The 24,690-nt window shown below is 67.2% G+C and carries 21 protein-coding genes and 1 other RNA gene; 6 read left to right on the top strand and 16 right to left on the bottom strand.

Annotation, left to right across the window (positions count from 1 at the left end; all coding sequences use genetic code 11):
- Positions 1–9: 9 nt before the first annotated feature.
- Positions 10–1,011: a class 1 fructose-bisphosphatase gene (locus tag GH664_RS02925; RefSeq protein WP_153166646.1), complete on the bottom strand. Its 1,002-nt coding sequence runs from the start codon at positions 1,009–1,011 to the stop codon at positions 10–12.
- Between the two features lie 231 nt (positions 1,012–1,242).
- Between GH664_RS02925 and GH664_RS02920 the strand changes: the two genes are divergently transcribed.
- Positions 1,243–2,502 (top strand): D-amino acid dehydrogenase, encoded by a 1,260-nt coding sequence (locus tag GH664_RS02920; RefSeq protein WP_153166645.1) that lies wholly within the window; start codon positions 1,243–1,245, stop codon positions 2,500–2,502.
- Between the two features lie 32 nt (positions 2,503–2,534).
- Here GH664_RS02920 and GH664_RS02915 read toward each other — a convergent pair whose 3' ends face one another.
- From GH664_RS02915 to dnaX, 9 genes are all read right to left on the bottom strand, one after another.
- Complete coding sequence (locus GH664_RS02915; protein ID WP_153166644.1) at positions 2,535–3,044, bottom strand: hemerythrin domain-containing protein; 510 nt, start codon at positions 3,042–3,044, stop codon at positions 2,535–2,537.
- A gap of 14 nt (positions 3,045–3,058) precedes the next feature.
- Positions 3,059–3,508, bottom strand: a complete 450-nt coding sequence (locus GH664_RS02910) for a ClpXP protease specificity-enhancing factor (RefSeq protein ID WP_153166643.1) — start codon at positions 3,506–3,508, stop codon at positions 3,059–3,061.
- A gap of 54 nt (positions 3,509–3,562) precedes the next feature.
- Positions 3,563–4,159, bottom strand: a complete 597-nt coding sequence (locus GH664_RS02905) for a glutathione S-transferase N-terminal domain-containing protein (protein ID WP_153166642.1) — start codon at positions 4,157–4,159, stop codon at positions 3,563–3,565.
- Between the two features lie 126 nt (positions 4,160–4,285).
- Entirely contained in the window at positions 4,286–5,041 is a 756-nt protein-coding gene (locus tag GH664_RS02900) for a cytochrome c1 (RefSeq protein ID WP_153166641.1), read from the bottom strand.
- On the bottom strand, positions 5,038–6,306 hold the full coding sequence (locus tag GH664_RS02895) for a cytochrome bc complex cytochrome b subunit (protein WP_153166640.1): 1,269 nt from the start codon (positions 6,304–6,306) through the stop codon (positions 5,038–5,040). The genes GH664_RS02900 and GH664_RS02895 overlap by 4 nt, the downstream gene beginning before the upstream one ends.
- Positions 6,307–6,309: 3 nt before the next feature.
- Positions 6,310–6,903: a ubiquinol-cytochrome c reductase iron-sulfur subunit gene (gene petA, locus GH664_RS02890; protein ID WP_153166639.1), complete on the bottom strand. Its 594-nt coding sequence runs from the start codon at positions 6,901–6,903 to the stop codon at positions 6,310–6,312.
- A 181-nt stretch (positions 6,904–7,084) separates the two neighbouring features.
- Entirely contained in the window at positions 7,085–7,678 is a 594-nt protein-coding gene (gene recR, locus GH664_RS02885) for a recombination mediator RecR (RefSeq protein ID WP_153166638.1), read from the bottom strand.
- A 13-nt stretch (positions 7,679–7,691) separates the two neighbouring features.
- Positions 7,692–8,015: a YbaB/EbfC family nucleoid-associated protein gene (locus tag GH664_RS02880; RefSeq protein WP_153166637.1), complete on the bottom strand. Its 324-nt coding sequence runs from the start codon at positions 8,013–8,015 to the stop codon at positions 7,692–7,694.
- Positions 8,016–8,085: 70 nt separating this feature from the next.
- On the bottom strand, positions 8,086–10,122 hold the full coding sequence (gene dnaX, locus GH664_RS02875; protein WP_153166636.1) for a DNA polymerase III subunit gamma/tau: 2,037 nt from the start codon (positions 10,120–10,122) through the stop codon (positions 8,086–8,088).
- Positions 10,123–10,435: 313 nt separating this feature from the next.
- Here dnaX and cfa point away from each other — a divergent pair, with 313 nt between their 5' ends.
- Complete coding sequence (gene cfa, locus GH664_RS02870) at positions 10,436–11,659, top strand: cyclopropane fatty acyl phospholipid synthase (RefSeq protein ID WP_153166635.1); 1,224 nt, start codon at positions 10,436–10,438, stop codon at positions 11,657–11,659.
- 63 nt (positions 11,660–11,722) lie between these two features.
- Here the strand turns inward: cfa and ffs are convergent.
- An RNA gene (gene ffs, locus GH664_RS02865) (signal recognition particle sRNA small type) lies at positions 11,723–11,821 on the bottom strand.
- 139 nt (positions 11,822–11,960) lie between these two features.
- Here ffs and GH664_RS02860 point away from each other — a divergent pair.
- From GH664_RS02860 to GH664_RS02845, 4 genes are all read left to right on the top strand, one after another.
- Positions 11,961–12,785: a nitroreductase family protein gene (locus GH664_RS02860; protein WP_153166634.1), complete on the top strand. Its 825-nt coding sequence runs from the start codon at positions 11,961–11,963 to the stop codon at positions 12,783–12,785.
- Positions 12,786–12,959: 174 nt separating this feature from the next.
- Complete coding sequence (locus GH664_RS02855) at positions 12,960–13,937, top strand: sulfurtransferase (RefSeq protein WP_153166633.1); 978 nt, start codon at positions 12,960–12,962, stop codon at positions 13,935–13,937.
- A gap of 16 nt (positions 13,938–13,953) precedes the next feature.
- Entirely contained in the window at positions 13,954–15,072 is a 1,119-nt protein-coding gene (locus GH664_RS02850; RefSeq protein ID WP_153166632.1) for a YeeE/YedE family protein, read from the top strand.
- A 13-nt stretch (positions 15,073–15,085) separates the two neighbouring features.
- The gene (locus GH664_RS02845) at positions 15,086–15,253 is read left to right on the top strand and encodes a hypothetical protein (protein WP_194270308.1); all 168 of its coding nucleotides are present in this window, start codon (positions 15,086–15,088) and stop codon (positions 15,251–15,253) included.
- Between the two features lie 433 nt (positions 15,254–15,686).
- On the opposite strand, the gene GH664_RS02840 is transcribed toward GH664_RS02845, so the two are convergent.
- From GH664_RS02840 to nirB, 5 genes are read right to left on the bottom strand one after another with little or no spacing between them, the layout of a single operon-like run.
- Entirely contained in the window at positions 15,687–18,404 is a 2,718-nt protein-coding gene (locus GH664_RS02840; RefSeq protein ID WP_153166765.1) for a nitrate reductase, read from the bottom strand.
- A gap of 38 nt (positions 18,405–18,442) precedes the next feature.
- Complete coding sequence (locus GH664_RS02835) at positions 18,443–20,188, bottom strand: bifunctional protein-serine/threonine kinase/phosphatase (protein WP_153166764.1); 1,746 nt, start codon at positions 20,186–20,188, stop codon at positions 18,443–18,445.
- A gap of 43 nt (positions 20,189–20,231) precedes the next feature.
- On the bottom strand, positions 20,232–21,446 hold the full coding sequence (locus GH664_RS02830) for a NarK/NasA family nitrate transporter (RefSeq protein WP_153166631.1): 1,215 nt from the start codon (positions 21,444–21,446) through the stop codon (positions 20,232–20,234).
- A gap of 43 nt (positions 21,447–21,489) precedes the next feature.
- Complete coding sequence (nirD, locus tag GH664_RS02825; RefSeq protein WP_228111352.1) at positions 21,490–21,840, bottom strand: nitrite reductase small subunit NirD; 351 nt, start codon at positions 21,838–21,840, stop codon at positions 21,490–21,492.
- 2 nt (positions 21,841–21,842) lie between these two features.
- Positions 21,843–24,320 (bottom strand): nitrite reductase large subunit NirB, encoded by a 2,478-nt coding sequence (gene nirB / locus GH664_RS02820; protein ID WP_153166630.1) that lies wholly within the window; start codon positions 24,318–24,320, stop codon positions 21,843–21,845.
- Positions 24,321–24,690: the final 370 nt, after the last annotated feature.

Raw genomic sequence — 24,690 nt, 5'->3', positions numbered from 1 at the left:
CGCGCCGCCTCAGGGCTCGGCGTGATACGCCACGACGCGCTCGACCTCGTTCTTCGAGCCGAGGATCACCGGCACGCGCTGGTGCAAGGCAGCGGGGACGATGTCGAGGATGCGCTGACGGCCGGTGGACGCGGCGCCGCCGGCCTGCTCGACCAGCATGGCCATGGGATTGGCCTCGTACATCAGGCGCAGCTTGCCGCCCTTGTCGCGGATCTTCTCGTCGAGCGGGTACATGAAGATGCCGCCGCGGGTCAGCACGCGATGCACGTCGGCCACCATGGAAGCCACCCAGCGCATGTTGAAATCCGTGCCGCGCGGGCCGCTCCTGCCCTGCAGCAGCTCATCGATGTAACGCTTGACCGGCGCCTCCCAGAACCGCGCATTGGAGGCGTTGATCGCGTACTCCTTGGTGTCCGCGGGAATCGTCATGAAAGGATGGGTGTAGATGAAGCTGCCCATCTCGCGATCCAGCGTGAAGCCATGCACGCCGTTGCCGATGGTCAGCACGAGTTGGGTGGACGGCCCGTAAACGGCGTAGCCGGCTGCGACCTGCTCCTTCCCCGGCTGCAGGAAATCCTGCTCCTGCGGCTCGTCCTCGTCCGGCGGATTGCGCAGCACCGAGAAAATGGTACCGACGGAGACGTTCACGTCGATGTTGGACGAGCCGTCGAGCGGATCGAACAGCAGCAGGTAACCACCCTTCGGATAGTCGAATGGAATGCGGCACACCGTCTCGACCTCTTCGGAGGCCATCGCCGCCAGATGGCCACCCCATTCGTTGGCCTGCACCAGGATCTCGTTGGCGATCACGTCGAGCTTCTTCTGCGCTTCGCCCTGCACATTGTCTGTGCCAGCCTCGCCGAGCACGCCGGCCAGCGCACCTTTCGACACATTGACCGCGATCGCCTTGACCGCGCGGGCGACGACTTCGAGCAGCAGGCGCAGGTCGGGATTCATGCGGCCTGCGCGCTGCTGCTCGATGAGGAACTGGGTGAGGGTGACTCGACGCATGAATACGCTCCGTGACAAGCAGGAAAAATCCGATGGCCGCGATTATCCCGCTTCCGCGCCTGTCGCGCACGGAATTGCGGCGCGGCGGGATGGCGGGACGCGCCGCAATCCGTCGATGGCCCTGAACCCCGCCTTCGCGAGGCTGTCTGCAGCGTATATCATCACGGCTTGCGTCCAGACCGGCTGCCCGATGGGCCGGCGCTGCCGCCCCTCGAGATTCCATCTTCCCTTATGCACGTCATGGTTTTGGGCGCCGGCCTTGCCGGCGTCACTACCGCCTGGTATCTGCACCAGGCCGGATTCGAAGTGAGCGTCGTCGACCGCCAGCCCGAGGCCGGGCGCGAGACCAGCTTCGCCAACGGCGGCCAGATCTCGATCAGCCACCCGGAACCCTGGTCCAACCCGGCGACGCCTTTCCTCGCACTACGCTGGCTGGGCAAGGCGGACGCCCCGCTGAAGTTCCATCCGCGTGCCAGTTCCAAGCAATGGAAATGGGCGCTGCAGTTCCTGCACGAGTGCCTGCCCTGGCGCTCGCGCCGCAACACCGAGGCGATCGCGGCACTCGCCACCTTCAGCGGAGAACGGCTGCGCGCGCTGCGCGCCGAGACCGGCATCGCCTACGATCACCGCGAGCGCGGCATCCTGCACCTGTTCTTCACCGCTGAGGAATTCCGCCATGCGCCGGCACGTGCCGCGCTGCTGGCGCGCTTCGGCATCGAAGCGAAGGTTTGCGATGCGGCCGAATGCCTTGCCATCGAGCCGGCGCTGGCTGCGCAATGCGCTCATCTGGCGGGCGGGCTATACGCGCCCGGGGACGAATCGGGCGACGCCTTCCGCTTCACCCAGGCGCTGGCCGAACGCCTGCGCGAGCGCGGCGTGCGGTTCCACTACCGTACCCGGATCACCGGCCTGTCAGCGAGCGGCCGTCGTGTCCATGGCGTGGAAGTCCAGGATGCCGAAGGCCGCATCGGAATGTTCGCTGCCGATGCCTATGTGGTGTGCCTGGGCAGCTTCAGTCCACGGATGGTGGCGCCGCTTGGTGAGCACCTGCCGATCTATCCGGTGAAGGGGTACTCGGTGACGGCTCCGGTGCTGGACCCGATGCGGGCACCGGAAGTCAGCCTGACCGACGAATCGCGACGCATCGTCTGCTCGCGCCTCGGCGACCGCTTGCGCATCGCCGGCACCGCCGAAGTAGGCGGTTTCGAAACGGATGTGCGCCCCGAACGCGTGCGCACCATCCTCGACTGGATCCAGACGCGGTTTCCCGGCGCCATCGACGAGTCGCAGGCCAGTTCATGGGCGGGTCTGCGACCCGCCACGCCCGGCAACCTGCCCATCATCGGCAGGAGCGGCCGCGACAACCTGTGGTTCAACACCGGTCACGGCACGCTGGGCTGGACGCTCGCCTGCGGCTCCGCTGCCGCGCTGGCCGAACTGATGCAGGGCCGGCGCCCCGCCCCGCAATTTCCATTTCGCGCCGCAGCCTGATCACGCGCATGCGGCGAGCAGGCCCGGCGGACTCAGTTCTGCTCGGCGGGCTCGGGATTGGCCGTCAGGGTCGCGCAGGCGCAACCGGCGGGCGAATCGGCGCACGAACCACCATCGGCCTTGGGTTTGAATTCGCCGGTCTCGACATCGTAGCCGACGCTCTGCAGGTGAAAGGCGAGCGCCGCATCCATGCCGTTGGTGTGACCATCGAACCACGTCGGAAGCTCTTCCACCAGGCGTCGCGCCAGGAACAGGTCGCCGTTCGCCGCGCGCTTGCGGATGTCGCGCAGCACCGCAAGCACGCGCTCATGCTCACCGCGATGGCAGGCGGGAAAATCCACCGCCTCCATCCAGCGGTTCTCCTGGGCGAAATGGGCTTCGGTGTGCTCGACGAAAGCGTCATAGGCCGCGAGGAAGGCATCGCGGTCTCCGCCCTTCAACGCCTCCGCCACGACGTTGTAGTGCTCGACGAACTCGCGGTGCGTCTCGTCCATTCGCTCAAGCCCGTTCTCGAGCTGCTTGGTCCACAGCAGGATCGTCATGACTCTCTCCTTGCTTATTTGACGACTTTCAGGTGGCCACCGCGCGGCTTCCCAGAGGGCTCACCGCGGGGCCCCTCGGCGGTGTCGTCGAGGGGCTCGGCGGTCTCCGGCAGATCGTCATCGGCCACCTCCATCAGCCCGGCGTCCTCACCCTGCTCGGGCTCGAAAGCCATGCCCTGCCCGTTCTCGCGGGCATAGATGGCGATGACGTTGGCGACCGGGATCAGCAGCGAATGTGGCACGCCGTTGAAACGCGCCTGAAAGCTGATGACGTCGTTTTCCATCTGCAACTGATGAGTGGCATCCGGGCCGACGTTCAGCACGACCTGGCCGTCGCGCGCATAGCCCGGCGGAACGCGGGTCTGCGCATCGACGAGCGTCGCCAGGTAGGGCGTGTAGCCCTGGTCGACACACCATTCCCAGATGGCGCGAATCAGGTAGGGCTTGGTTGAAACTGTGCTCATGGCGATCCTTGTGCGCGGACGGGCAAGGACATGCCCGACCGGAGGCGATTCGGGTCAGCGACGCATCACCTTCTCGGACGGCGTCAGCGCGTCGATGAACCCTTGGCGGCTGAATATCCGCTCGGCGTACTTCATCAGCGGCGCAGCGGCCTTGGGGAGTTCGATGCCGTAGTGCTCGAGGCGCCAGAGCAGCGGCGCAATCGCCACATCGAGCATGGAGAACTCCTCGCCCAGCATGAACTTCTGCTTGTTGAAGATGGGCGCGAGCTGGGTGAGGTGGTCGCGCACGTGGGCACGGGTCTTGTCGACACCTTTCTGGTTCGCCTCGAGCGCGGGGATGTGCGAGAACAGCTCCTGCTCGAAGGTGTGCAGCAATTGCCGCGCACGGGCACGCATGATCGGGTCGGGCGGCATCAGTTGCGGATGCGGGAAGCGCTCGTCGATGTACTCGTTGATGATGTTCGACTCGTACAGGACGAGATCTCGGTCGACGAGCACCGGCACCTGGTTGTAGGGGTTGATGACGGCGATGTCTTCGGGCTTGTTGTACAGATCGACGTCGATGACTTCGAAATCCATACCCTTTTCGAACAGGACGATCCGGCAGCGATGGCTGAACGGGTCGGTCGTGCCGGAATAGAGGTTCATCATGGTGTTGCCACTCCGGAGATACAAAAGCAAAAGCGCACCACGCGGTGCCGCGTGGTGCGTCTGTCATGGAAGTGCGTCAATGGCAGGTGCAGGCCGGAAAGCCCGCACGCGTCACCGCACATTCAATCAATGAATGTCCTTCCAGTAGTTCTTCTTCAGCGCATACGACAGCACGAACAGACCTGCCAGGAAGATCAGGACGATCGTGCCGATCGACTTGCGCTTCTCGGCGACAGGCTCGCCCATCCAGACGATGAAGGACACGAGATCGGCGACAGTCTTGTCGTACTCCTCGGCCGACAGCTTGCCGGGCTTGGCCAGCTTGAGTTCGACATGCTTGGTGCCGTCAGCGTTCTGAGTGACATGCGCCACCTGCTCGCCCTGCAGTTCGTACAGGACATGCGGCATGCCGACGTTCTCGAACACGACGTTGTTCCAGCCGGTCGGACGGGCCGGGTCACGGTAGAACTGACGCAGATACGTGTACAGCCAGTCCGCGCCGCTGCCGAACTCGGACGCGCGGGAGCGGGCGATCACGCTCAGGTCGGGCGGCGCAGCGCCGAACCAGACCTTCGCCTCGTCGCGCTGCATCGCGATCTTCATCAGCTCACCCGTCTTTTCAGCGGTGAACAGCAGGTTGTCGCGGATCGCCTGCTCGGTGAGGCCGATGTCCTGCAGCCGGTTGTAGCGCACGTAGGACGCACCATGGCAGTTCAGACAGTAATTCACGAAGAGCTTGGCGCCATGCTGCAGCACCGCCGGATCCTTGCTGACCGGCGCCTTGTCGAGGTGCAGCTCGGCCCCCGCGGCCATCGCCAGCACGGGCGCGAACAGGGCGACCGCGGCTGCGCGCTTGATGAAACTCATGAGACGCGATTTCATTTGAAATTCACCCTTTCCGGTTCCGGTTTGCACTTGTCGAGCTGGCTGTACCAGGGCATCAGCAGGAAGAACGCGAAGTACAGCACCGAGCAGATCTGCGACACCAGCGTACGGCCCGGGGTCGGCGGCAGCACACCCAGGTAACCCAGGATGAAGAAGCAGATGACGAAGATCGTCAGCACCACCTTGAAGATCGGCCCCTTATAGCGGATCGACTTCACCGGACTGCGGTCCAGCCACGGCAGGAAGGCGATGATCACCACCGATGCGCCCATCGCGACCACGCCCCAGAATTTCGCATCCAGCCCGAACAGCGGATAGGTCACCGCGCGCAGGATCGAGTAGAAGGGCGTGAAGTACCACACCGGCGCAATGTGCGGCGGCGTCTTCAGCGGGTCGGCCGGGATGAAGTTGTTGAACTCGAGGAAGTAGCCGCCGCCTTCCGGCGCGAAGAACACCACCGCGCTGAAGACGAACAGGAAGACCACGACACCGACGATGTCCTTCACCGTGTAGTACGGATGGAAGGGGATTCCGTCGAGCGGCTTGCCGGTCGAATCCTTCTTCTTCTTGATCTCGATGCCGTCCGGGTTGTTGGAGCCGACTTCGTGCAGCGCAATGATGTGCGCAGCGACGAGGCCGATCAGCACCAGCGGCACGGCGATGACGTGGAAGGAGAAGAAGCGGTTCAGCGTGGCGTCGGACACGACGTAGTCGCCGCGGATCACCAGCGACAGGTCCGGACCGATGACCGGGATCGCGGAGAACAGGTTAACGATCACCTGCGCGCCCCAGTAAGACATCTGCCCCCACGGCAGCAGATAGCCCATGAAGGCTTCCGCCATCAGCGCGAGGAAGATCAGCGTGCCGAAGACCCAGATCAGCTCGCGCGGCTTGCGATACGAGCCGTAGAGCAGGCCACGGAACATGTGCAGATACACGACGATGAAGAACGCCGAGGCGCCCGTCGAGTGCAGGTAGCGGATGATCCAGCCGCCAGGCACGTCGCGCATGATGTACTCGACGCTGGCGAAAGCCACCGGCACACCGGCCGCGTTCAGCGAGGCATCGGGTTTGTAGTGCATGACCAGGAAGATGCCGGTCACGATCTGGATCACCAGCACCATCAGCGCCAGCGAGCCGAAGAAATACCAGAAATTGAAGTTCTTCGGCGCGTAGTACTCGGTCAGGTGACCCTTGATGGACGACGTGAGCGGGAAGCGCTCGTCGATCCAGTTCAGCACAGCCTGAGATTTGGTCGTCATCGCTTATGCCTTTCCGTCGTCACCGACGAGGATGGTGGAGTCCGCGAGATATTTGTGCGGGGGAATCTCAAGGTTGTCCGGCGCCGGCATGCTCTTGTAGACGCGGCCGGCGAGGTCGAACTGAGAGCCATGGCACGGGCACAGGAAGCCACCAGGCCAGTCCGCCCCCATGCCGCTTTCGGCACCGACCTTGAACTTGTCCGAAGGCGAACAGCCGAGGTGGGTGCAGATGCCCACCGCCACCAGATACTCGGGTTTGATCGAGCGGTACTTGTTCTTCGCGTACTCGGGCTGCATCGGCTTGTTCGAAGCCGGATCGCTGACCTTGTCCTCGGTCTTGTCCAGCGAGGCCAGCATCTCGGGCGTGCGACGCAGGATCCAGACCGGCTTGCCGCGCCATTCCACAGTCATCATCTCGCCCGGCGCGAGCTTCCCGATATCCGCCTCGACCGGCGCGCCGGCTGCCTTGGCACGCTCCGATGGCGTCAGGCTGGCGACGAACGGAACCGCCGTCGCCACGGCGGCAACGCCGCCCGCAGCCGACGTCGCCAGCAACAGAGTGCGGCGGCCGCTGTCCACTTCTTGATCAACGCTCATGACCCTCTTCCCAAAAAGGAAAACGAAAGACCCGGATACAAAAAACTGGAAGAGTATATCCGATTCGCTGCAGCAGAGAAAGCGCGCGAGCCGCAGTTCCATACGGGACAAGGCTTTGCGCGAATTATTCGCAGTTGCGCAAGCCCCGGGATGGATCAGGTATGCTGCAGCACAGCATCGATCAGAGGGATCTGCGCTCGACCAGCGCCTGGGCGATCGTGCCGGTGTCCGTGTGCTCCAGTTCCCCCCCTACCGGCACGCCGCGAGACAGGCGGCTGACCTTGACGCCTCGGGCCGACAGCAGCGTGGCGATGGTGTGCGCGGTGGCCTCGCCTTCGTTGGTGAAGTTGGTGGCGAGGATGACCTCGGCGACAGCGGGATCGCTCGCCCGCGCGATGAGCTTGTCGAGCTTCAACTCGCGCGGGCCGACACCGTCGAGCGGCGACAGTCGCCCCATCAGCACGTAGTAGAGCCCGTTGTAGGACTGGGTCTGCTCGATCATCGCAAGATCGGCCGGCATCTCGACGATGCACAGCAGCGAGGCATCGCGCCGGGGATTGGCGCAGCGCTCACAGATCTCGCTTTCGGTGAAGGTATTGCAGCGCTCGCAGTGACGCAGCACCTCGAGCGCATGCGACAGGGCGCGGGCGAGGCGGCCCGCGCCGCGCTGGTCACGCTGCAGCAGATGATAGGCCATGCGCTGCGCCGACTTCGGCCCCACGCCCGGCAGGCAGCGCAGCGCCTCGATGAGTTCGTCGAGGCTCGATGGCGTCATGCTGGCGACAGGCTCAGAACGGCAGCTTCATGCCGGGTGGCAGGTTCAGGCCCGCGGTGAAGCCGGACATCTTCTCCTGGGTCGTCGACTCGACCTTGCGGACTGCGTCGTTGACCGCGGCAGCGACCAGATCCTCGAGCATTTCCTTGTCGTCCATGACCGACTCGTCGATGGACACCCGGCGCACGTCGTACTTGCAGGTCATCAGCACCTTGACCATGCCCGCGCCGGACTGGCCCTCGACCTCGACGGTCGCGAGCTGGTCCTGCATCTTCTTCATGTTTTCCTGCATCTGCTGGGCCTGCTTCATCAGCCCGGCAAGGCCGCCTTTCATCATGGTGACGCTCCTCGGAGTTTGGATGGATTGGTGGATGGGTAGGGGTCGGCGCCGCGCACCGGCGCGGCGGTCAGATGGGTCGTACCGACGCTTCGACCAGCGTGGCGTCGAAACGCTCGATGAGTTCGCGCACGAAGGGATCGCTCTCGAGCGCGGCGACGGCCTCGGCGTGCCGCCCCCGGCGCTCTGCCTCATCGCGCTGGGCCGGCGTCTCGCCGGCGATTTCGCCGAGCGCAACGACGATCTTCAGCGGGCGGCCGAGCGCGGCGCCGAGTTGTTCCTGAATGCGCTCGACCGCGTTGCGATTCATGTCCAGCAGATGGCGATGAGTGTGCGACAGGCGCAGCCTCACGCCGCCTTCGTCGAAGCCCAGCCATTCGCAATGCTGCGCCAGTTCGCGGATCATGCCGCCCAGCCCGAGCGCACGGATCACGCCGCGCCAGTCGGCCGCTGCCATCAGCGCGGCGACGTCGCCGTACGCCGACGCATCCCGGCCCCCTTCGGTGCCTGCGGTCGAGACGGCCGCATCTTCGCGCGAGGGCACCGGCGTTTCAGCCTCGGCCGTGACAGTGCTTGCTGCGGCCGGCGATGGCGCCACAGTCGCAAGCTGCGCCGCAGGGGCCGCCGGCATGTCGTCCTCGTGCCACGGCGGCGGGCCCTGCGTGCCGGTGTCTTGCGCACTGGCGGCGAAGGCTTCGGGCGGCAGATCCTCCCACGGCGGAATGTCGCGCGCCGGCGCTGCTACGGGGCCCGCAGGGGGAGCGGCAGTAACGGCGGGCACAACGGGTTCCGGGATTTTCACAGCGTCCGCCACCGCGGAAGGCGGTGCCGCCCGGACGGGCTGCGGAGCCACTGGCGCTGGCCGCACCGGCGCTGGCTCGCGTTGCGCCGCCGGCGCGGCAGGATCGCGGCGCGACGGTGCGTTTTCAGCCGCGCCAGCCGATGACGCGGCGCCGGCGGGCAGTCTCGTCGCACGGCCGCCGCCACCGTGATCCGCCAGGCCCGCACTGCCCAGGGCCGGCGGCTGCTCCGGCCGGAACGCATGCAGGCGCAGCAAGGTCATGGTGAAGCCGGTGTAGTCGTCCGGCGCAAGCGCCAGTTCGTCACGGCCATGGATGGCGATCTGATACGCCAGTTGCAGGTATTCAGCGTCGAACTGCCCGGCGTGTTGCTGGAGGCGTGCCCGCTCGACCTCATCGCCGATCGCGGCAGGTGCAAACTGCACCAGGGCGATGCGATGCAGCAGTGTCGCCAGGGTCTGCAGCGCTGCGTCGAAGGACAAGCTGCGCGCCTCCATGCCGTCCGCCGCTGCCAGCATCGCCGGCAGGTCGCCGGTCGCAAGCGCGTCAAGGACCGCATGGAGATGATCGTCGCCCACCGTGCCCAGCATGTGCGTGACCTGCTCCTCCTCGACCTTGCCCGCGCCGTGCGCGATCGCCTGATCGAGGAGCGACAGCGCATCGCGCATGGAGCCGGCCGCGGCCTTGGCCAGATGGCGCAGCGCACCCGGCTCGAAGGGCACCTCCTCCGCCTGCAGGATACGGGTCAGGTGGTCGACGATATGCCCCTGCGGCATCTGCTTGAGGTTGAACTGCAGGCAGCGCGACAGCACCGTGACGGGAATCTTCTGCGGATCGGTGGTGGCGAGGATGAACTTGACATGCTCGGGCGGCTCCTCGAGCGTCTTCAGCATGGCGTTGAAGGCATGCCCGGTGAGCATGTGCACTTCGTCGATCATGTACACCTTGTAGCGCCCCTGCACAGGCGCATACACGGCCTTGTCGAGCAGCGCCGCCATGTCTTCCACGCCGCGGTTGGAGGCAGCGTCCATCTCGACGTAGTCAGGGAAGCGGTCGGCATCGATGGCGCGACACGCTTCGCACTGGCCACACGGCTCCGGTGTGATCCCGGTCTCGCAGTTGAGCGCCTTGGCCAGAATGCGGCTGATGGTGGTCTTGCCGACGCCGCGCGTGCCGGTGAACAGCCAGGCGTGGTGCAAGCGTCCGGTGGCGAGCGCGTGCGTGAGCGCGCGCACGACGTGCTCCTGACCGACCAGCGTGCCGAAGGACTTCGGACGCCATTTGCGCGCAAGGACCTGATAGCTCATGGCGGCCGATTCTAGCAGAGGGCTCCGCACATCCTCGAGGTGATCGCAGCGCGCCCATGCCTCCGATACAGGCACGCAATCCGCCCCATGCCCTCAACCGATTGGGCACCCCGGAGTTCGCTGACTATCCTACAAAAGCCGGAACGCCGGCCACCGTTGAAGGAGGACTTGACATGAACGGCATCGCTTTCGACCAGTTCCTCGCGCAAGTCGTGGATTTGCTCTGCGCTGTGTGCGCCGACTACGCCCAGAGCCTTTGAGGCGGGGCACCCGCTTCATCGCTTGAGGCGCCCCGAGTCGCAAGGAATCCGATATGGAAAGTGCGCGCAACACCATCCACCACCGCACCGATGATCGCGCGCCGCAGCCTCATCGCGCTCCCCGCAGCCGGTTGCGGCGGCGCCTGGGCCTTCGAGACGCGGCCGTCGACGCGATCACCGCCCTGCTGGCCGAGGCCGGCATCGAGGTCGGCGGCGACCGCCCGTGGGACATGCGCATGCATCACCCGCAGGCGGCCGAGCGCATCCTCGCACGCGGCAGTCTGGGCCTGGGCGAGAGCTACATGGAAGGCTGGTGGGATTGCGACCGGGTCGACCAATTCATCGCCCGCGTGCTGATGGCCAGGCTCGATGAGAAAGTCGGCACCGCCGCGCTGATGGTGCATGGACTGCGTGCGCGCCTGTTCAACCTGCAGAACCTGCGCCGCACCTGGCAGGTCGGCGAGGTGCATTACGACCTCGGCAACGACTTCTTCGAGGCCATGCTCGACTCCAGCATGGCCTATACCTGCGGTTACTGGGCCCGGGCTGACAACCTGGCCGACGCCCAGCGCGCCAAACTTGACCTGGTCTGCCGCAAGCTGGGCCTGGAGCCCGGCATGCGCCTGCTCGACATCGGCTGCGGCTGGGGCAGCCTGATGCGATACGCCGCGGAACATTACGGCGTCGAATGCGTCGGCCTCACCATCTCGCGCGAGCAGGCCGAGTTCGGCCAGGCGCGCTGCAGCGGCCTGCCGGTGAGCTTCCGGCTGCAGGATTACCGCCAGTTCAATCGCGGCGGCAGCGAACGCTTCGACCGCATCGCCTCGGTCGGCATGTTCGAGCATGTCGGCGCCAAGAACCACGTCGCCTTCTTCGAGATGGCCAGGCGCAGCCTGAAGGAGGAGGGCCTGTTCCTGCTGCACACCATCGGCAAGAACGTGCGCCGCACGCCCACCGACCCGTGGATAGACCGCTACATCTTCCCCAACGGCGACCTGCCCGCGCTCGGCCAGATCGCCGACGCCGCGGAAGACGGCTTCATCGTCGAGGACGTACACAACTTCGGCGCTGACTACGACCGCACGCTGATGGCCTGGCATGCACGCTTCGAAGCCGCCTGGCCGCAATTCGCCGAACGCCATGGCCAACGCTTCTACCGCATGTGGCGCTATTACCTGCTCGCCTGCGCGGGCACCTTTCGCGCGCGCAGCAATCAGTTGTGGCAGATCGTGCTGTCGCCGAGCGGCGTGTCGGGCGGCTATCGGCGCCCGGAATAGCGCACTCGCGGAAACAGGAAAGACGAAGGGCGCCCACCTCGAGCGCCCTTCGTCTGTGATCGGGGTGGCGAGCCCGACCCCCGGCACTTGCAGGGAACGGCTGTGGCTGCTGCCTTCCGGCCCTGACCAGGTTCACCGCGCTGCAATGCGGGGAGACCCGCCACGGCCGGCATTGTAGCCGCGATGCCAACCCAATGCACCAGTAATTCGAAGGCGAGGATTCCCGGCCCCGGTGTGCGCCGCGGGGGCCGGGACGGTTATGCTTCACCCCCTGCAAATCCTGTATGTCGATGGAGCTTCCATGTCCCACGCCCAGCAACTCCTCCGCGAACGTTATGGCGACGACAGCCTGCCTGCGCCGGGCGCCTGGTCGCCGATCATCGAGCACCTGCTCGCGCACAGTTCGGACCGCGCCTTCCTGTCCGACCCGGTCACCGACGATCAGCTCACCGCCATCATCGCCGCCGCGCAGTCGGCCTCCAGTTCCTCCAACCTGCAGGCCTGGAGCGTGATCGCAGTGCGCGACGCCGCCACCCGCGCCAGGCTGGCCGAACTCGCCGGCAACCAGGCCCATGTGCGCGACGCCCCGCTGCAACTCGTCTGGCTCGCCGACCTCGCGCGCCTGGAGCACATCGCGCACCAGGCCGAGCGGCCCTCGGCCGCGCTCGACTACCTCGAGATGTTCATCGTCGGTGTGATCGATGCGGCGCTCGCGGCGCAGAACGCAGTGGCCGCGGCCGAATCGCTCGGCCTGGGCACGGTGTACATCGGCGGCATGCGCAACCGGCCGGAAGACGTCGCCGCCCTGCTCGACCTGCCGCCGAAGGTGGTGGCAGTGTTCGGCATGTGCGTCGGCACGCCCGACCCGGCACGCCCGTCCTCGATCAAGCCACGACCGCCGCAGTCCGTGGTGCTGCACCACGAGCGTTACACGCCGCTGGAGCGACAGGATGTGGGCATCGAGGCCTATAACCGTGCAATGGCACAGTTCTACGAGGCGCAGAAGATGAACGTGCATGGCACCTGGGCGGTGCATTCGGCCAAGCGCATCGCCGGGCCGGAAACGCTCTCCGGCCGCGACCGCCTGGTGGAAGCACTGCGCAACCGCGGCTTCATCCTCAAGTGAGGGCTCGCTCGAAAGCTCGATGATCGGTGCGAGCCGGCGGCATGCGGCTGCCAGCTCGCGATAAATGACTGCAATTCATAAGCAAATCATTGGATGCCACTTCTTGAATCTAAGACTGGCGATTAAAGTGGCGACCCTGCCCGACAGTCCGGGTCCCCGCTTGCAGAGAAGACCATGCTGAAAAAAGTCGCCATCGCCGCTGCCATCGTCGCCGGCAGCCTCGTCGCTGCCGTTCCGTCGGCCGCCCTCGCCAACACGCCTGCCGCAGCGGTCACCGCCGCAGCAACGCCCCTGATCAAGGCGCAGGACCTGAAGAACCTGGTCGGCCAGCCCGACGTCCGCATCCTCGACATCCGCGCCGAGAAGGACTACGCCGCCGGCCACATCCCCGGTGCCATCAGCACACCCTATGCGCAGTACCGCGGCCCGCAGGACAACCCGGGCGCGCTGCAATCCGAGGCGAAACTCACCGACGTCCTGCGCAAGGCCGGCATCGACGCCGGCAGCCGCGTCGTCGTCGTGCATGCCGGCAGTGACCATACCGATTTCGGCGCCGCCGCCCGCGTCTATTGGACGCTCAAGGCCGGCGGTGTCAGCCGCCTGTCGATCGCCGACGGCGGCACCGCGGCGTGGAAGGCCGCGGGCGGCGCCCTCGAGACGACCGCGCCGAACGTGACGCCGAGCCAGTTCAGCTTCCGCTACGACAAGTCGATGATCGCCACCAAGGACGAGATCGCCGCCGCGCTGCAGGCGGGCAAGGCGCCGGTGCTGCTCGACGCGCGGCCGGCCAGCTTCTTCAAGGGCGAGCAGCGCGCCGACGCATCCGCCCGCTACGGCACCCTGCCCGGCGCACGCGCCCTGGACAACGCCGGCTTCTTCACCAAGGGCGACGTGACCCTCAAGCCCGAAGCCGAGCTGCGCAGCCTGGTGCAGCAGGCCGGTGTCGACAGCACGCCGACGGTGTCCTTCTGCAACACCGGCCACTGGGCCGCGACCAACTGGTTCGTGCTGTCCGAGATCGCAGGCAACAAGAACGTGAAGCTGTATCCGGAATCGGTGGTGGAGTGGAGCAAGACCGACCTGCCGATGGACAACCAGCCGTCGCGCATCACCGCCCTGCTGCAGGACGCCAAGCGTTCGCTGGCGAAGTAAGCAAGCGGGGTTTCAGATGCGTTTCCTGATGCGCCTCCTGCTGGTCGCAGGAGGCCTGGGCGGCATTTTCGCCGTCACTCTGGCGGCAGGCCTGCGCCAGGGCCTGCTCGCCCTGCTGGGCATCGGCTTCGGCGCGGTGCTGCAGGGCGCACGCTTCGGCTTCACCACCGGCTGGCGCGACTACATCGAACGCCGCGATCCGCAAGGCCTGTGGGCGCAGATGCTGCTCCTGGTGCTCGCCGCCGCGTTCACGCTGCCTCTGCTCGCCAGCCATCCGGGCGAGCTCGTCGGCGCAGTCGCACCGCTGACGATCAGCCTGGTGCTGGGCGCTTTCCTGTTCGGCGCAGCGATGCAACTCGCTGACGGCTGCGGCTCTGGCACGCTGTACAAGGCAGGCGGCGGTGCGCCGATCTCTTTCGCCGTGCTGCCCACCTTCGCTTTCGGCAGCTTCCTCGGCGCCTCGCACCAGCCGGCCTGGATCGCGCTCGGCGGCCTGCCGCCGGTGGATCTGCTGCGCTACGGCTGGCCGGTGGCGCTGGGCATCACCGTGGTCGGTTGCGGCCTGGTGTCGTGGCTGGCGGCGCGCGGCGCGCAGCGTCATCGCGCGGCCGGCGGGCAGACGTCGAACATCACAGGCGGCACCGGCTGGTCGCGGCGCTGGTGGATCGGCGCGTTGCTGCTGGCGGCCTTGTACACCGCCCACCTGGTGGTGGCCGGCCAGCCGTGGGGCATCGTCTACGGCATCGGCCTGTGGGGGGCGAAACTTGTCTCCGCCGTGGGCTGGAACCCGGCCGGCGATCCGTTCTGGGGCGCCGACCCGCATGCGCTGCGGCTGGCCGAGCCGGTGCTGTTCGACGTGACCTCGGTGACCAACTTCGGCCTGATCTACGGCGCACTGGCCGCCTCGCGCTGGAACGGCCCGGCGGATTTCCGTGCGCCGACGGCGAAGCGCCTGATCGCGGGTGCGCTGGCCGGCCTGGTGATGGGCTACAGCGCGCGCATGGCCTTCGGCTGCAACGTGGGCGCCTTCCTCGGCGGCATCGCCTCGGCAAGCATGCACGGCTGGGTTTGGTTCGCGCTGGCCTTCGTCGGCTCGATGGTAGGCGTGCGCCTGCGCCAGCGCGTGAGCGCCTGATGGAGATCCGGACATGAACGGAAGACGATTCTTCAGCCTGATCTCCAACCTGTTCTGGGTGCTGGTGGTGGCGCTGATCGCGCTGGACACCGCCAGCAGCAAGGGCAGCCGCGTCGAACCCCCGCCGATCGCGTTCGGCAGCGGGCAGGCGGCGAGCGGGGGGCATTGCTCGGGGCGGTAGCATCCCGGGCATTGGCCGACGCCGCTACGCCACTTCTTGGCCGGTTTGTCCGTTGCTGACTCCCCGGCCAGAGCCGCACCGGGAATTTGCTCCGCAGGCTGCGGAACTCGCCCTCGCTGCGCTCGGTGCTCAGACAGTCCTCGCCTGCTCCGCAAACACCCGGCGCGTCTCCGGCCTGCCTTTGTGGGTAGTCCCAGTGAGGTTCAGAGGACCGATCTCACGTGCGCATGTCGTACCGCTCGGCAAAACACACTCCTCGAGGCAGCAATGCACGAGGTCATGGGCGTGTCGGGCATTTGTGGAGAGGGCGAGGACTGTCCGAGCCCGAAGGGCGAGTTCCGCAGCCCTCGGAGCAAATGCCCGGCGCGGCCATGACCGGATTGGCAGCACAGTAGATCCATCAACACGGTGCTAAGCCGCGCCAGACCATCCCTCAGGCCGCACTCCTCCCCGCCGCCACCATCCGCCTGATCTCCGGCACGCACGAGCCACACGACGTTCCGCACTTCAGCTTCTCCTGCAGCGCATCGAAATCGTCGCCGCCGGCGATCGCCGCCGCGATGTCGGTCTCGGACACGTTCAGGCAATTGCAGATCACGCGCCCCCTGCCCTTCGCCGCCGCCGGCGGTGCGGACAGCGGCGCCAGCAGCCAGCGGCGCAGCTCCGCCGTCGATTGCTGGTCCACCATCACATCGCGCAGCCAGGCGCCAGCCACCGTCTCGCCCGCCAGGCGCAAGCCCACCAGGCGGTCGCCGGCAATCAACGCCCGCTTGCTGATGCCGCGCCGGGCGTCGCTGTAGGACAAGGCATCGTCGGTATCGAGGCCAATCAGCGCATCGAGCTCGGCCAGCCAGGCCGCGGGAATCGGCTGGTCGTGCGCGATGCGCATCACCACCGCGGCGTTGTCGCGCCCGGCCAGCGCCAGCGAGGCGTAGGCGAAGCGTTCCAGCCACGGCACCAGTCGCTCGGCGTGCTCGGTCGCCGCGCGCTCGCTGTCCTCCGCGCGCATCAACAGCATCTGGTGCGGCAGCTCGACCCTGTCGATGCGGATCGCCGCATGCTTGAGTTCCGGCTGCTTCGAATACGGATCGAAATCACCCGCCATCAGCACATTGATGCCGGCCGAGTTAAGCACGTTGCGTCCCCAGTGCATCGCCACGAAGGCCTGCCCCTTGCGCACCTCGCTCGACGCGACCGCGCGCAGCACGATCTCGCCGCGGCGGCTCTTCACCTTCACCAGCTCGCCTGCCTTCACGCCGCGCACCGCCATGTCGTCGGCGTTGAGTTCGATGCGCGCCTCGTCCACATGGCTGTACAGCCGCGCCACCTTGCCGGTGCGGCTCATGCCGTGCCACTGGTCGCGCAGCCGGCCGGTGTTGAGGTGGATCGGATAACGCGCATCGACCTTCTCCACCGTGGTCGACTGCACCGGCACGACGAAGCGCGCCCGGCCATCGGCGGTCGGGAAGCGGCCGTCGGCGTAAAGGCGCGTGCGAGCGGCCGCGTCGGCGACGGCCGTGCCGGCGGGAAAAGGCCACTGCTGCGGCCCCGCGGCATCGAGCAGCGCATAGTCGAGGCCGGTGATGTCCAGATCGCGCCCGGCGGTGCTCGCGACGTGCTCGGCGAAGATCGCCTCCACCCCGTCGTAGCCGAACATCGTGGCGGCCTGCGGCTTGCCGATCAGCGGCCCGAGCGCCTGCGCGAAGTCGCACACGATGCGCCAGTCCGGCCGCGCCTCGCCCGGCGGCGGCAGCGCGCGGCGCACATGGGTGATGCGGCGCTCGGAGTTGGTCACCGTGCCCTCCTTCTCGCCCCAGGTCGCGGCCGGCAGCATCAGGTCGGCGAAAGGCGCCGTCTCGGTGCTGCGATAGGCCTCCTGCAGCACGACGAAGTCGCAGTGCTGCAGCGCCTCGCGCACCAGCTCCAGCTCAGGTAGCGACTGCGCCGGGTTGGTGCAGGCGATCCACAGCGCCTTCACCTTGCCCTCGCTCGCCGCGCGGAACAGCTCGACCGCAGTCAGGCCGGGCGTGTCGGGCACGCTGTCAACACCCCACAGCCGGGCGACTTCCGCGCGATGCGCGGGGTTGGCCATGTCGCGGTGCGCCGACATCAGGTTGGACAGGCCGCCGACCTCGCGCCCACCCATCGCATTCGGCTGTCCCGTGAGCGAGAACGGGCCACAGCCCGGCCTGCCGATCTTGCCGGTGGCGAGAGACAGCGCGATCAGCGCGGCGCCGTTGTGCGTGCCGTGCGCCGACTGGTTCAGCCCCTGGCACCACAGCGACATCGCCGCCGGCGAGCCTCCCCACCAGCGCGCGGCGGTGACGATGTCCTCCGCCTTCACACCGCACACCTGGGCCGCCACCGCCGGCGTCACGTCGCGCACATGGTCGCGCAGTGCGTCGAAGCCCTCGGTGTGCGCGGCGATGTAGGCGTGATCGACCATGCCTTCCCACAGCAGCACATGCAGCATCGCGTTGTACAGCCAGATGTCGGTGCCGGGCAGGATCGCCAGGTGCAGGTCGGCACTGGACGCGGTGTCGGTGCGGCGCGGATCGATGACGATGATCTTCATCGCTGGCCGCGCCTTCTTCGCATCCTCGATGCGGCGGAAGGCCACCGGGTGCGCATAGGCCGGGTTGGCACCGGCGATCAGGATGCAGTCGGCGTGGGCGAAATCCTCGTAGGCGCAGGGCGGCGCGTCCGCGCCCAGGGTCTGCTTGTAGGCGGCAACGGCGCTCGACATGCACAGGCGCGAGTTGGTGTCGACGTTGTTGCTGCCGATCAGGCCCTTCATCGCCTTGTTGAAGACGTAGTAGTCCTCGGTCAGCAACTGGCCGGAGATGTAAAACGCCACCGCGTCCGGGCCGTGCGTGTTGATCACGTCGGCGAAGCGCTGCGCGGCGACGCCGATCGCCTCGTCCCACCCAACGCGCTGGCGCGCTTCGCCGCGCACCGTGCGCAGTTCCGGGTGGAGCAGGCGCGTCTCCGGGCGGGCGGTGAGGTGCAGCGTCGCCCCCTTGGTGCACAGACGGCCGAAATTGGCCGGATGGTCGGGATCGCCGCGCACGCCGCTGATGCGCTCGGCGTCGTGCTCGATCAGCACGCCGCAGCCGACGCCGCAATAGGGACAGGTCGCCTTCGTTTCCATCTTGTCTTGCGCGATCGGGATCATGGCTTGGGCTCTTTCTAGTGGCGGCTCAGCAGGTAGATCAGGACGACATTGAGCAGCAGCGAGGCACCGGCGACGATCTTCAGCGCCAGGCGCGGGTTGCGCTCGACCAGCGGCATGCGGCGGCGGGTGGCGAGCGGGCGGTCGGCGCCGCGCTCGAGCGCGAGCAGGAACTCCTGCGCAGTCTCGAAGCGGTCCTTCGGGTCGCGCGCGCAGGCCTTCAGCAGCACGCTCTCCAGCCATTCCGGCGTGTCCGGGCGGTAGCGCGTGGGCGGCACCGGTTCGCCGAAGTTCGGCCGCTGGAAGGGCTCGACCTCGCCATAGGGGTACTTGCGCGTCAGCAGCTCGTACAGCGTGACGCCGCAGGCGTAGAGGTCGGACGACTCGCTGGCGGCGCCCCCGGCGAACAGCTCTGGCGCCATGTAGGAGGGCGTGCCCGGGTTGTTGATCTCGGCCAGATCCTCGGCGTCGGACGCCGCCACGCCGAGGTCGAGCAGGCGCAACTGGCCGCTGCGGTCGATATGTACGTTGTCGGGCTTCACGTCGCGATGGACGATGCCCAGGCGGTGCAGCGTGCCGACGTACTTCAGCAGCGCGCGGCCGATCACCACCAGCTCGTGCGGCGCGTAACGATGGCCGCGCGCGAGGCTGGCCTTCAGCGTCTCGCCCTCGTGCCAGCTCATCAGGTAGTACAGGTGCGCACGCTGCGGGTGGTCGAACACTTGCGGGAAGCCCCGCCCCGGTACCCGTCGCGCGAGCCATTCCTCGCGCAACAAGGCGCTCACCGCCTCGTCGTCACCCGCGTCCGGCAGCAGGGTCTTCAGCACCAGCGCCTCCCGGGTGGCGAGGCGGGTGACGCGGTACAGCAGCGTGACGCGCGATTCGTGCAGCAGCTCCTCGACGCGCAGGCCGTCGATGACCTCGCCCGCCTTCAGCCGCGGCGGCAGCGGCAGGCGCCGGCCGTCGGCGAGGCGGTCGCGCAGATTGTCCGCCGGCAGCGCGTCGACGTTGGCCACCAGGGCGGTGCTGTTGTCGCTGGCGCCGCGCCGCAGCGCCTCGAGCGCCAGTGCCTCGGCGGCCGCCAGCGCATCGGCGTGAGCCGCGAGCACGTCGGCGATGCCTCCGTCGCCGAGCGCATTCCACACACCGTCAGTGGCGAGTACGAAGCGATCGCCCGCCACCAGCTCGGCGTCGTCGTAATCGACCAGCAGCCGCGCCTCGAGTCCGATCGCGCGGCGCAGCACATTGTTCAGCTCCGGGTGCTCCCAGGTGTGATCCTCGGTCAGGCGCAGCAGCTCGCCGTCGCGCCAGCGGTAGGCGCGCGAATCGCCGACGTGGGCAACGTAGTAGCGCCGCCCGCGCAGCACCAGCGCGGTGAGCGTGGTCGCCATCCCGGCGTACTCGCGCGCTTTCGCCGACTGGCCGAGCAGCCAGCGGTTGACGGCGCCGAGCACGGTATCGATGGATTTCTCGACGCCCCAGGTGTGCGGCGTCGAGAAATAGTCGGCGAGCAGGCTGCGCACCGTCTGCTCGGCGGCCTCGCGGCCGTGGGCATGTCCGCCGACGCCGTCGGCCACCGCCAGCAGCATGCCTTTGGCCGCGAGTTCCGCCCCCTCGGGGGTGGCCGCGCCGACGAAGTCCTCGTTGCGCGGCCGCGGACCCTGCTGACTGGCATGGCCGAGACTGACCTGCAGCGAGGCGGCCGTGCGCGGCGAGCCACCCGCAGGCGCCGCCAGCGGTGTCGAAGCGGGGATCTCGATCATCGTACCCACGGCCTTTCCTCTCGCGCCCGCCGTCGCCGACGCGTCAGATCTTCGCCGCGGTCAGGTGCGCGGCGCCCCAGGTGGTACGCCAGCGCGTCTTCACGGCGGTCAGGCCGATCAGCGCGGTCAGCGCCAGCGCGGCGAAGATCAGGAAGCCCGCCTGGTAGCTGCCGGTCAGTTGCCTGGAGTAGCCGAGAGAGGACGCGAGGTAGAAGCCGCCGACACCGCCGGCCATGCCCACCAGCCCCGTCATGACGCCGATCTCCTTCCTGAAGCGCTGCGGCACGAGCTGGAACACCGCGCCGTTGCCCATGCCGAGCGCCAGCATGGCGCCGACGAAGACGACCAGCGCCATCCATGCCTCGGGCAGGCCGAAGCTGACGATCGCCAGGAACACCGCGGCAAGGACGTACATCAGGGTCAGCGACTTCACGCCACCGACGCGGTCGGCCACATTGCCGCCGATCGGCCGCACCAGCGAACCGGCGAACACGCAGCCGGCGGTGAAGAAGCCCGCCGTCTTCGGATCCAGCCCGTACTGCGTATTGAAGTAGATCACCAGCGAGGACGCCAGACCGACGAAGCCGCCGAAGGTCACCGCGTAGAAGAACATGAACCACCAGGCGTCCTTGTCCTTCAGCACCTTCAGGTACTCGCCGACGGTCTTCGCCGGCGGCGCATCCGGCGCATCCTTGGCCATGAAGCAGAAGGCAATGAAGACGATCACCAGCGGGATCAGGGCGAGGCCGAACACGTTCGTCCAGCCGAAGCTCATGGCGAGGCCGGGCGCAAACAGGGCGGCGAAGGCCGTGCCCGAGTTGCCTGCGCCGGCGATGCCCATCGCCGTGCCCTGGTGCTCGGGCGGATACCAGCGCGACGCCAGCGGCAGTGCCGCAGCGAAGGACGCGCCGGCGACACCGAGGAAAACGCCCAGCACCAGCACCTCGGAGTAGGAATGCACGCCCGCCAGCCAGGCGTAGGCGAGCGCGGCGATGACGATCACCTGGCCGATGATGGCCGCCTTCTTCGGCGACAGGCGATCGACCAACACGCCCATCACCAGGCGCAGCAGCGCACCGGCCAGCACCGGCGTGGCGACCATGAGGCCCTTCTGCGCATGCGACAGGCCGAGATCGGTGGCGATGCCCACCGCGAGCGGGCCAAGCAGCACCCACACCATGAAGGCGAGGTCGAAATACAGGAAGGCGGCAAGCAGCGTGGGCGTATGGCCGGCCTGAAGGAAGGATTTCTTGTCCATGGGGAAAGCTCCTGTAGGGGATGGGGGAAAGCTTTTTTGGCGCTCAGACCTTCAGCCGTACCTGGCCATCGGCCACGGTGACGTCGAAGGCGCGCGTGCAGCCGATGTCGGGCGCCACCGCCTCGCCGCTGGCGAGTTCGAACTTCCAGCCGTGCAGCGGGCAGGTGACCTGACGGCCATGGACGATGCCCTGCGACAGCGGCCCGGCCTTGTGCGCGCAACGGTCCTGCAGCGCGAACACCTCGTCCTCGGCATTGCGGAACACGGCGATGTCGCCGTGCACCGAATGCACCACGCGCGCGCCCAGCACCGGAATGTCCTGCAGTGCGCAGATCGTCTTCCAGTCGGCGGCATCCACCGCCGCCGTCAGCTTGTCGAGTTCGGTCATCATCATTCTCAGGCTTCCAGGGTTTCGAACTGGCGGCGCAGGGGCGCGGCGGCATCGTCGGCGCAACGTTCCGCCCACGGGTCCTTGTAGTCCTGCACCGCGAACAGCAGGCGGCCATACAGCGCCTTGCGGTTTTCCGCGTCTTCGACCACGCGCTTCTTGACGTGCTCGAGGCCAACCCGATGCACGTAGTGCACGGTGCGCTCGAGGTAGAAGCCCTCCTCGCGGTAGAGCTGCAGGAAGGCGGCGGAGTACTCCCTGACCTCCTCGCTGGTCGAGACCTTGCACAGGAACTGCGCGACTTCGGTCTTGATGCCGCCGTTGCCGGCGACGTAAAGCTCCCAGCCGGAATCGACGCCGATCACGCCGACGTCCTTGATGCCCGATTCGGCGCAGTTGCGCGGGCAGCCGGACACGGCGAGCTTGACCTTGTGCGGGCTCCACATGCCGAACAGCATCTTCTCGAGGTCGACGCCCATCGCCATCGAGCGCTGCGTGCCGAATCGGCAGTGCTCCGAGCCGACGCAGGTCTTCACCGTGCGGATGCTCTTGCCGTAGGCGTGGCCGGAGGCCATGCCGAGGTCCTTCCACACCTTGGGAAGGTCCTCGCGCTTGACGCCGAGCAGGTCGATGCGCTGGCCGCCGGTGACCTTCACCGTCGGAATCGCGTACTTGTCGGCGACGTCGGCGATGCGGCGCAGCTCGTCCGGCGTGGTGATGCCGCCGAGCATGCGCGGCACCACCGAATAGGTGCCATCCTTCTGGATGTTGGCGTGCGAACGCTCGTTGATGAAGCGGCTCTGCGGATCGTCCTGCGCCTCGTGCGGCCAGGTCGAGATCAGGTAGTAGTTCAGCGCCGGGCGGCAGGTGGCGCAGCCATTGGGCGTCTTCCACTCCATGAAGGCCATGGCGTCGGGAATCGTCAGCAGCTTGTGCTGGCGGATCGCCTTGCGCACGTCGCCGTGCGACAGGTCGGTGCAGGCGCACACCGGCTTGTCGTGCGCGCTGACCGCCTGGTAGGCACCGCCGACGGTGGAGGCGAGGATCTGCTCGACGAGGCCGGTGCAGGAGCCGCAGGAGGACGCCGCCTTGGTGTGCTTCTTCACCTCGTCCAGCGAGAACAGGCCCTTCTCCTTGATCGCCTTGACGATGGTGCCCTTGCACACGCCGTTGCAGCCGCACACCTCGGCGGTGTCGGGCATCGCCGCGGCCTTGTTCTCGCCCTTGTGGCCGGCATCGCCCAGATGGTTCTGGCCGAACATCAGGTGATCGCGGATCTCGTGGATGTCCTGCTGGTCCTTCATCAACTGGAAGTACCAGGCGCCGTCCGCGGTGTCGCCGTACAGCACCGAGCCGACGATGCGGTTGTGCTTGATGACGATGCGCTTGTAGACGCCGCCCTGGCGGTCGTGCAGGACAATGTCCTCGGTGTCCGGCCCGCCGGAGAAGTCGCCGGCGGAGAACACGTCGATGCCCGTCACCTTCAACTTGGTGGAGGTCACCGAACCCTGGTAGCGGCCGATGCCGAAGTTGGCGAGGTGGTTGGCGCACACCTTGCCCTGCTCGAACAGCGGCGCCACCAGGCCATACACTGTGCCGCGATGCGCGACACACTCGCCCACCGCGTAGATGCGCGGATCGGTCACCGTCTGCAGCGTGTCCGAGACGTGGATGCCACGCACCCGGCCGCTGCCGCAGTAGATGCCGGCCGACTCGGCCAGCGCGTAGTTGGGGCGGATGCCGGCGGCCACCACCACCAGATCGGCCGGGATCTGCATGCCGTCCTTGAAGCGCACCGCGCAGACGCGAGCGCCCTCCTCCCCTTCGCCCGCCACCAGCGCCTCGGTCTGGCGCGCGAGCAGGAACTTCATGCCCCGGGCCTCGAGCGAGGCCTGCAGCATGTCGGCGGCAGCCTTGTCGAGCTGGCGCTCCATGATCCAGTCAGCCAAGTGCACCACGGTGACGTCCATGCCGCGCAACATCAGTCCATTCGCGGCCTCCAGCCCGAGCAGGCCGGCGCCGATCACCACCGCGTGCTTGTGGCGGCCCGCCGCGGCGATCATCGCCTCGGTGTCGGCGATGTCGCGGTAGCCCAGCACACCGGACAGCTCCTTGCCCGGGATCGGCGGAATGAAGGGAACGGAGCCCGTGGCGAGCAGCAGGCGGTCGTACTCGGCCTCGATGACGCTGCCGTCCTCGGCCTCGGCGATGACCTTGCGCCTGACGCGATCGATCTTCGTGACCTTCCTGCCGGCATGCAGCGTGATGCCGTTGTCGCGGTACCAGTCGAGATCGTTGAGCATGATCTCGGGCAGGCTCATTTCGCCGGCGAGCACCGGAGACAGCAGGATGCGGTTGTAGTTGCCGTGCGGCTCGGCGCCGAACACGGTGACGTCGTACAGGTCGGGCGCGAGCTTCAGCAGTTCTTCGATCGTGCGCACTCCGGCCATGCCGTTGCCGACGAGGACGAGTTTCTGTTTCTTCATGGCGGCTCCACTACTCAAGAGGCAATAAAAAACGGCGTTCGCCATTCCGGGGCTTCGCGGAAACCCCTCGATGGCGGACACCGTTGTCCCCATGCTCTGCATCAAGCACTGCGCCGAAGCGTCTTTGCCCCGGCTGATGAGTCATCTAAAGCAGGATCGATGCCAGAATCCAAAAATAAATACAGGTCATTGATATTAAAGCCTTACATCCCGCTAATCCGGGACACGGCAGCAGCATCGGGCGCCGCCCGGGGCACTCCTCTGGTGCATCCCTCGGCATGCTGCACCACAACATTGCAGACCCCGGCGGCTCCGTCGCTGCGTTGCAGAAAAGCAAACCGGGCAGCGGGCCGCCACTGCGGCCGGCTGC

Origin of the sequence: Thauera sp. 2A1 (genome assembly GCF_009469595.2) — a bacterium.
Classification (GTDB): domain Bacteria; phylum Pseudomonadota; class Gammaproteobacteria; order Burkholderiales; family Rhodocyclaceae; genus Thauera.
Note: the sequence above shows the minus strand (reverse complement) of the source record. Positions and strands in the feature narration are given on the sequence as shown.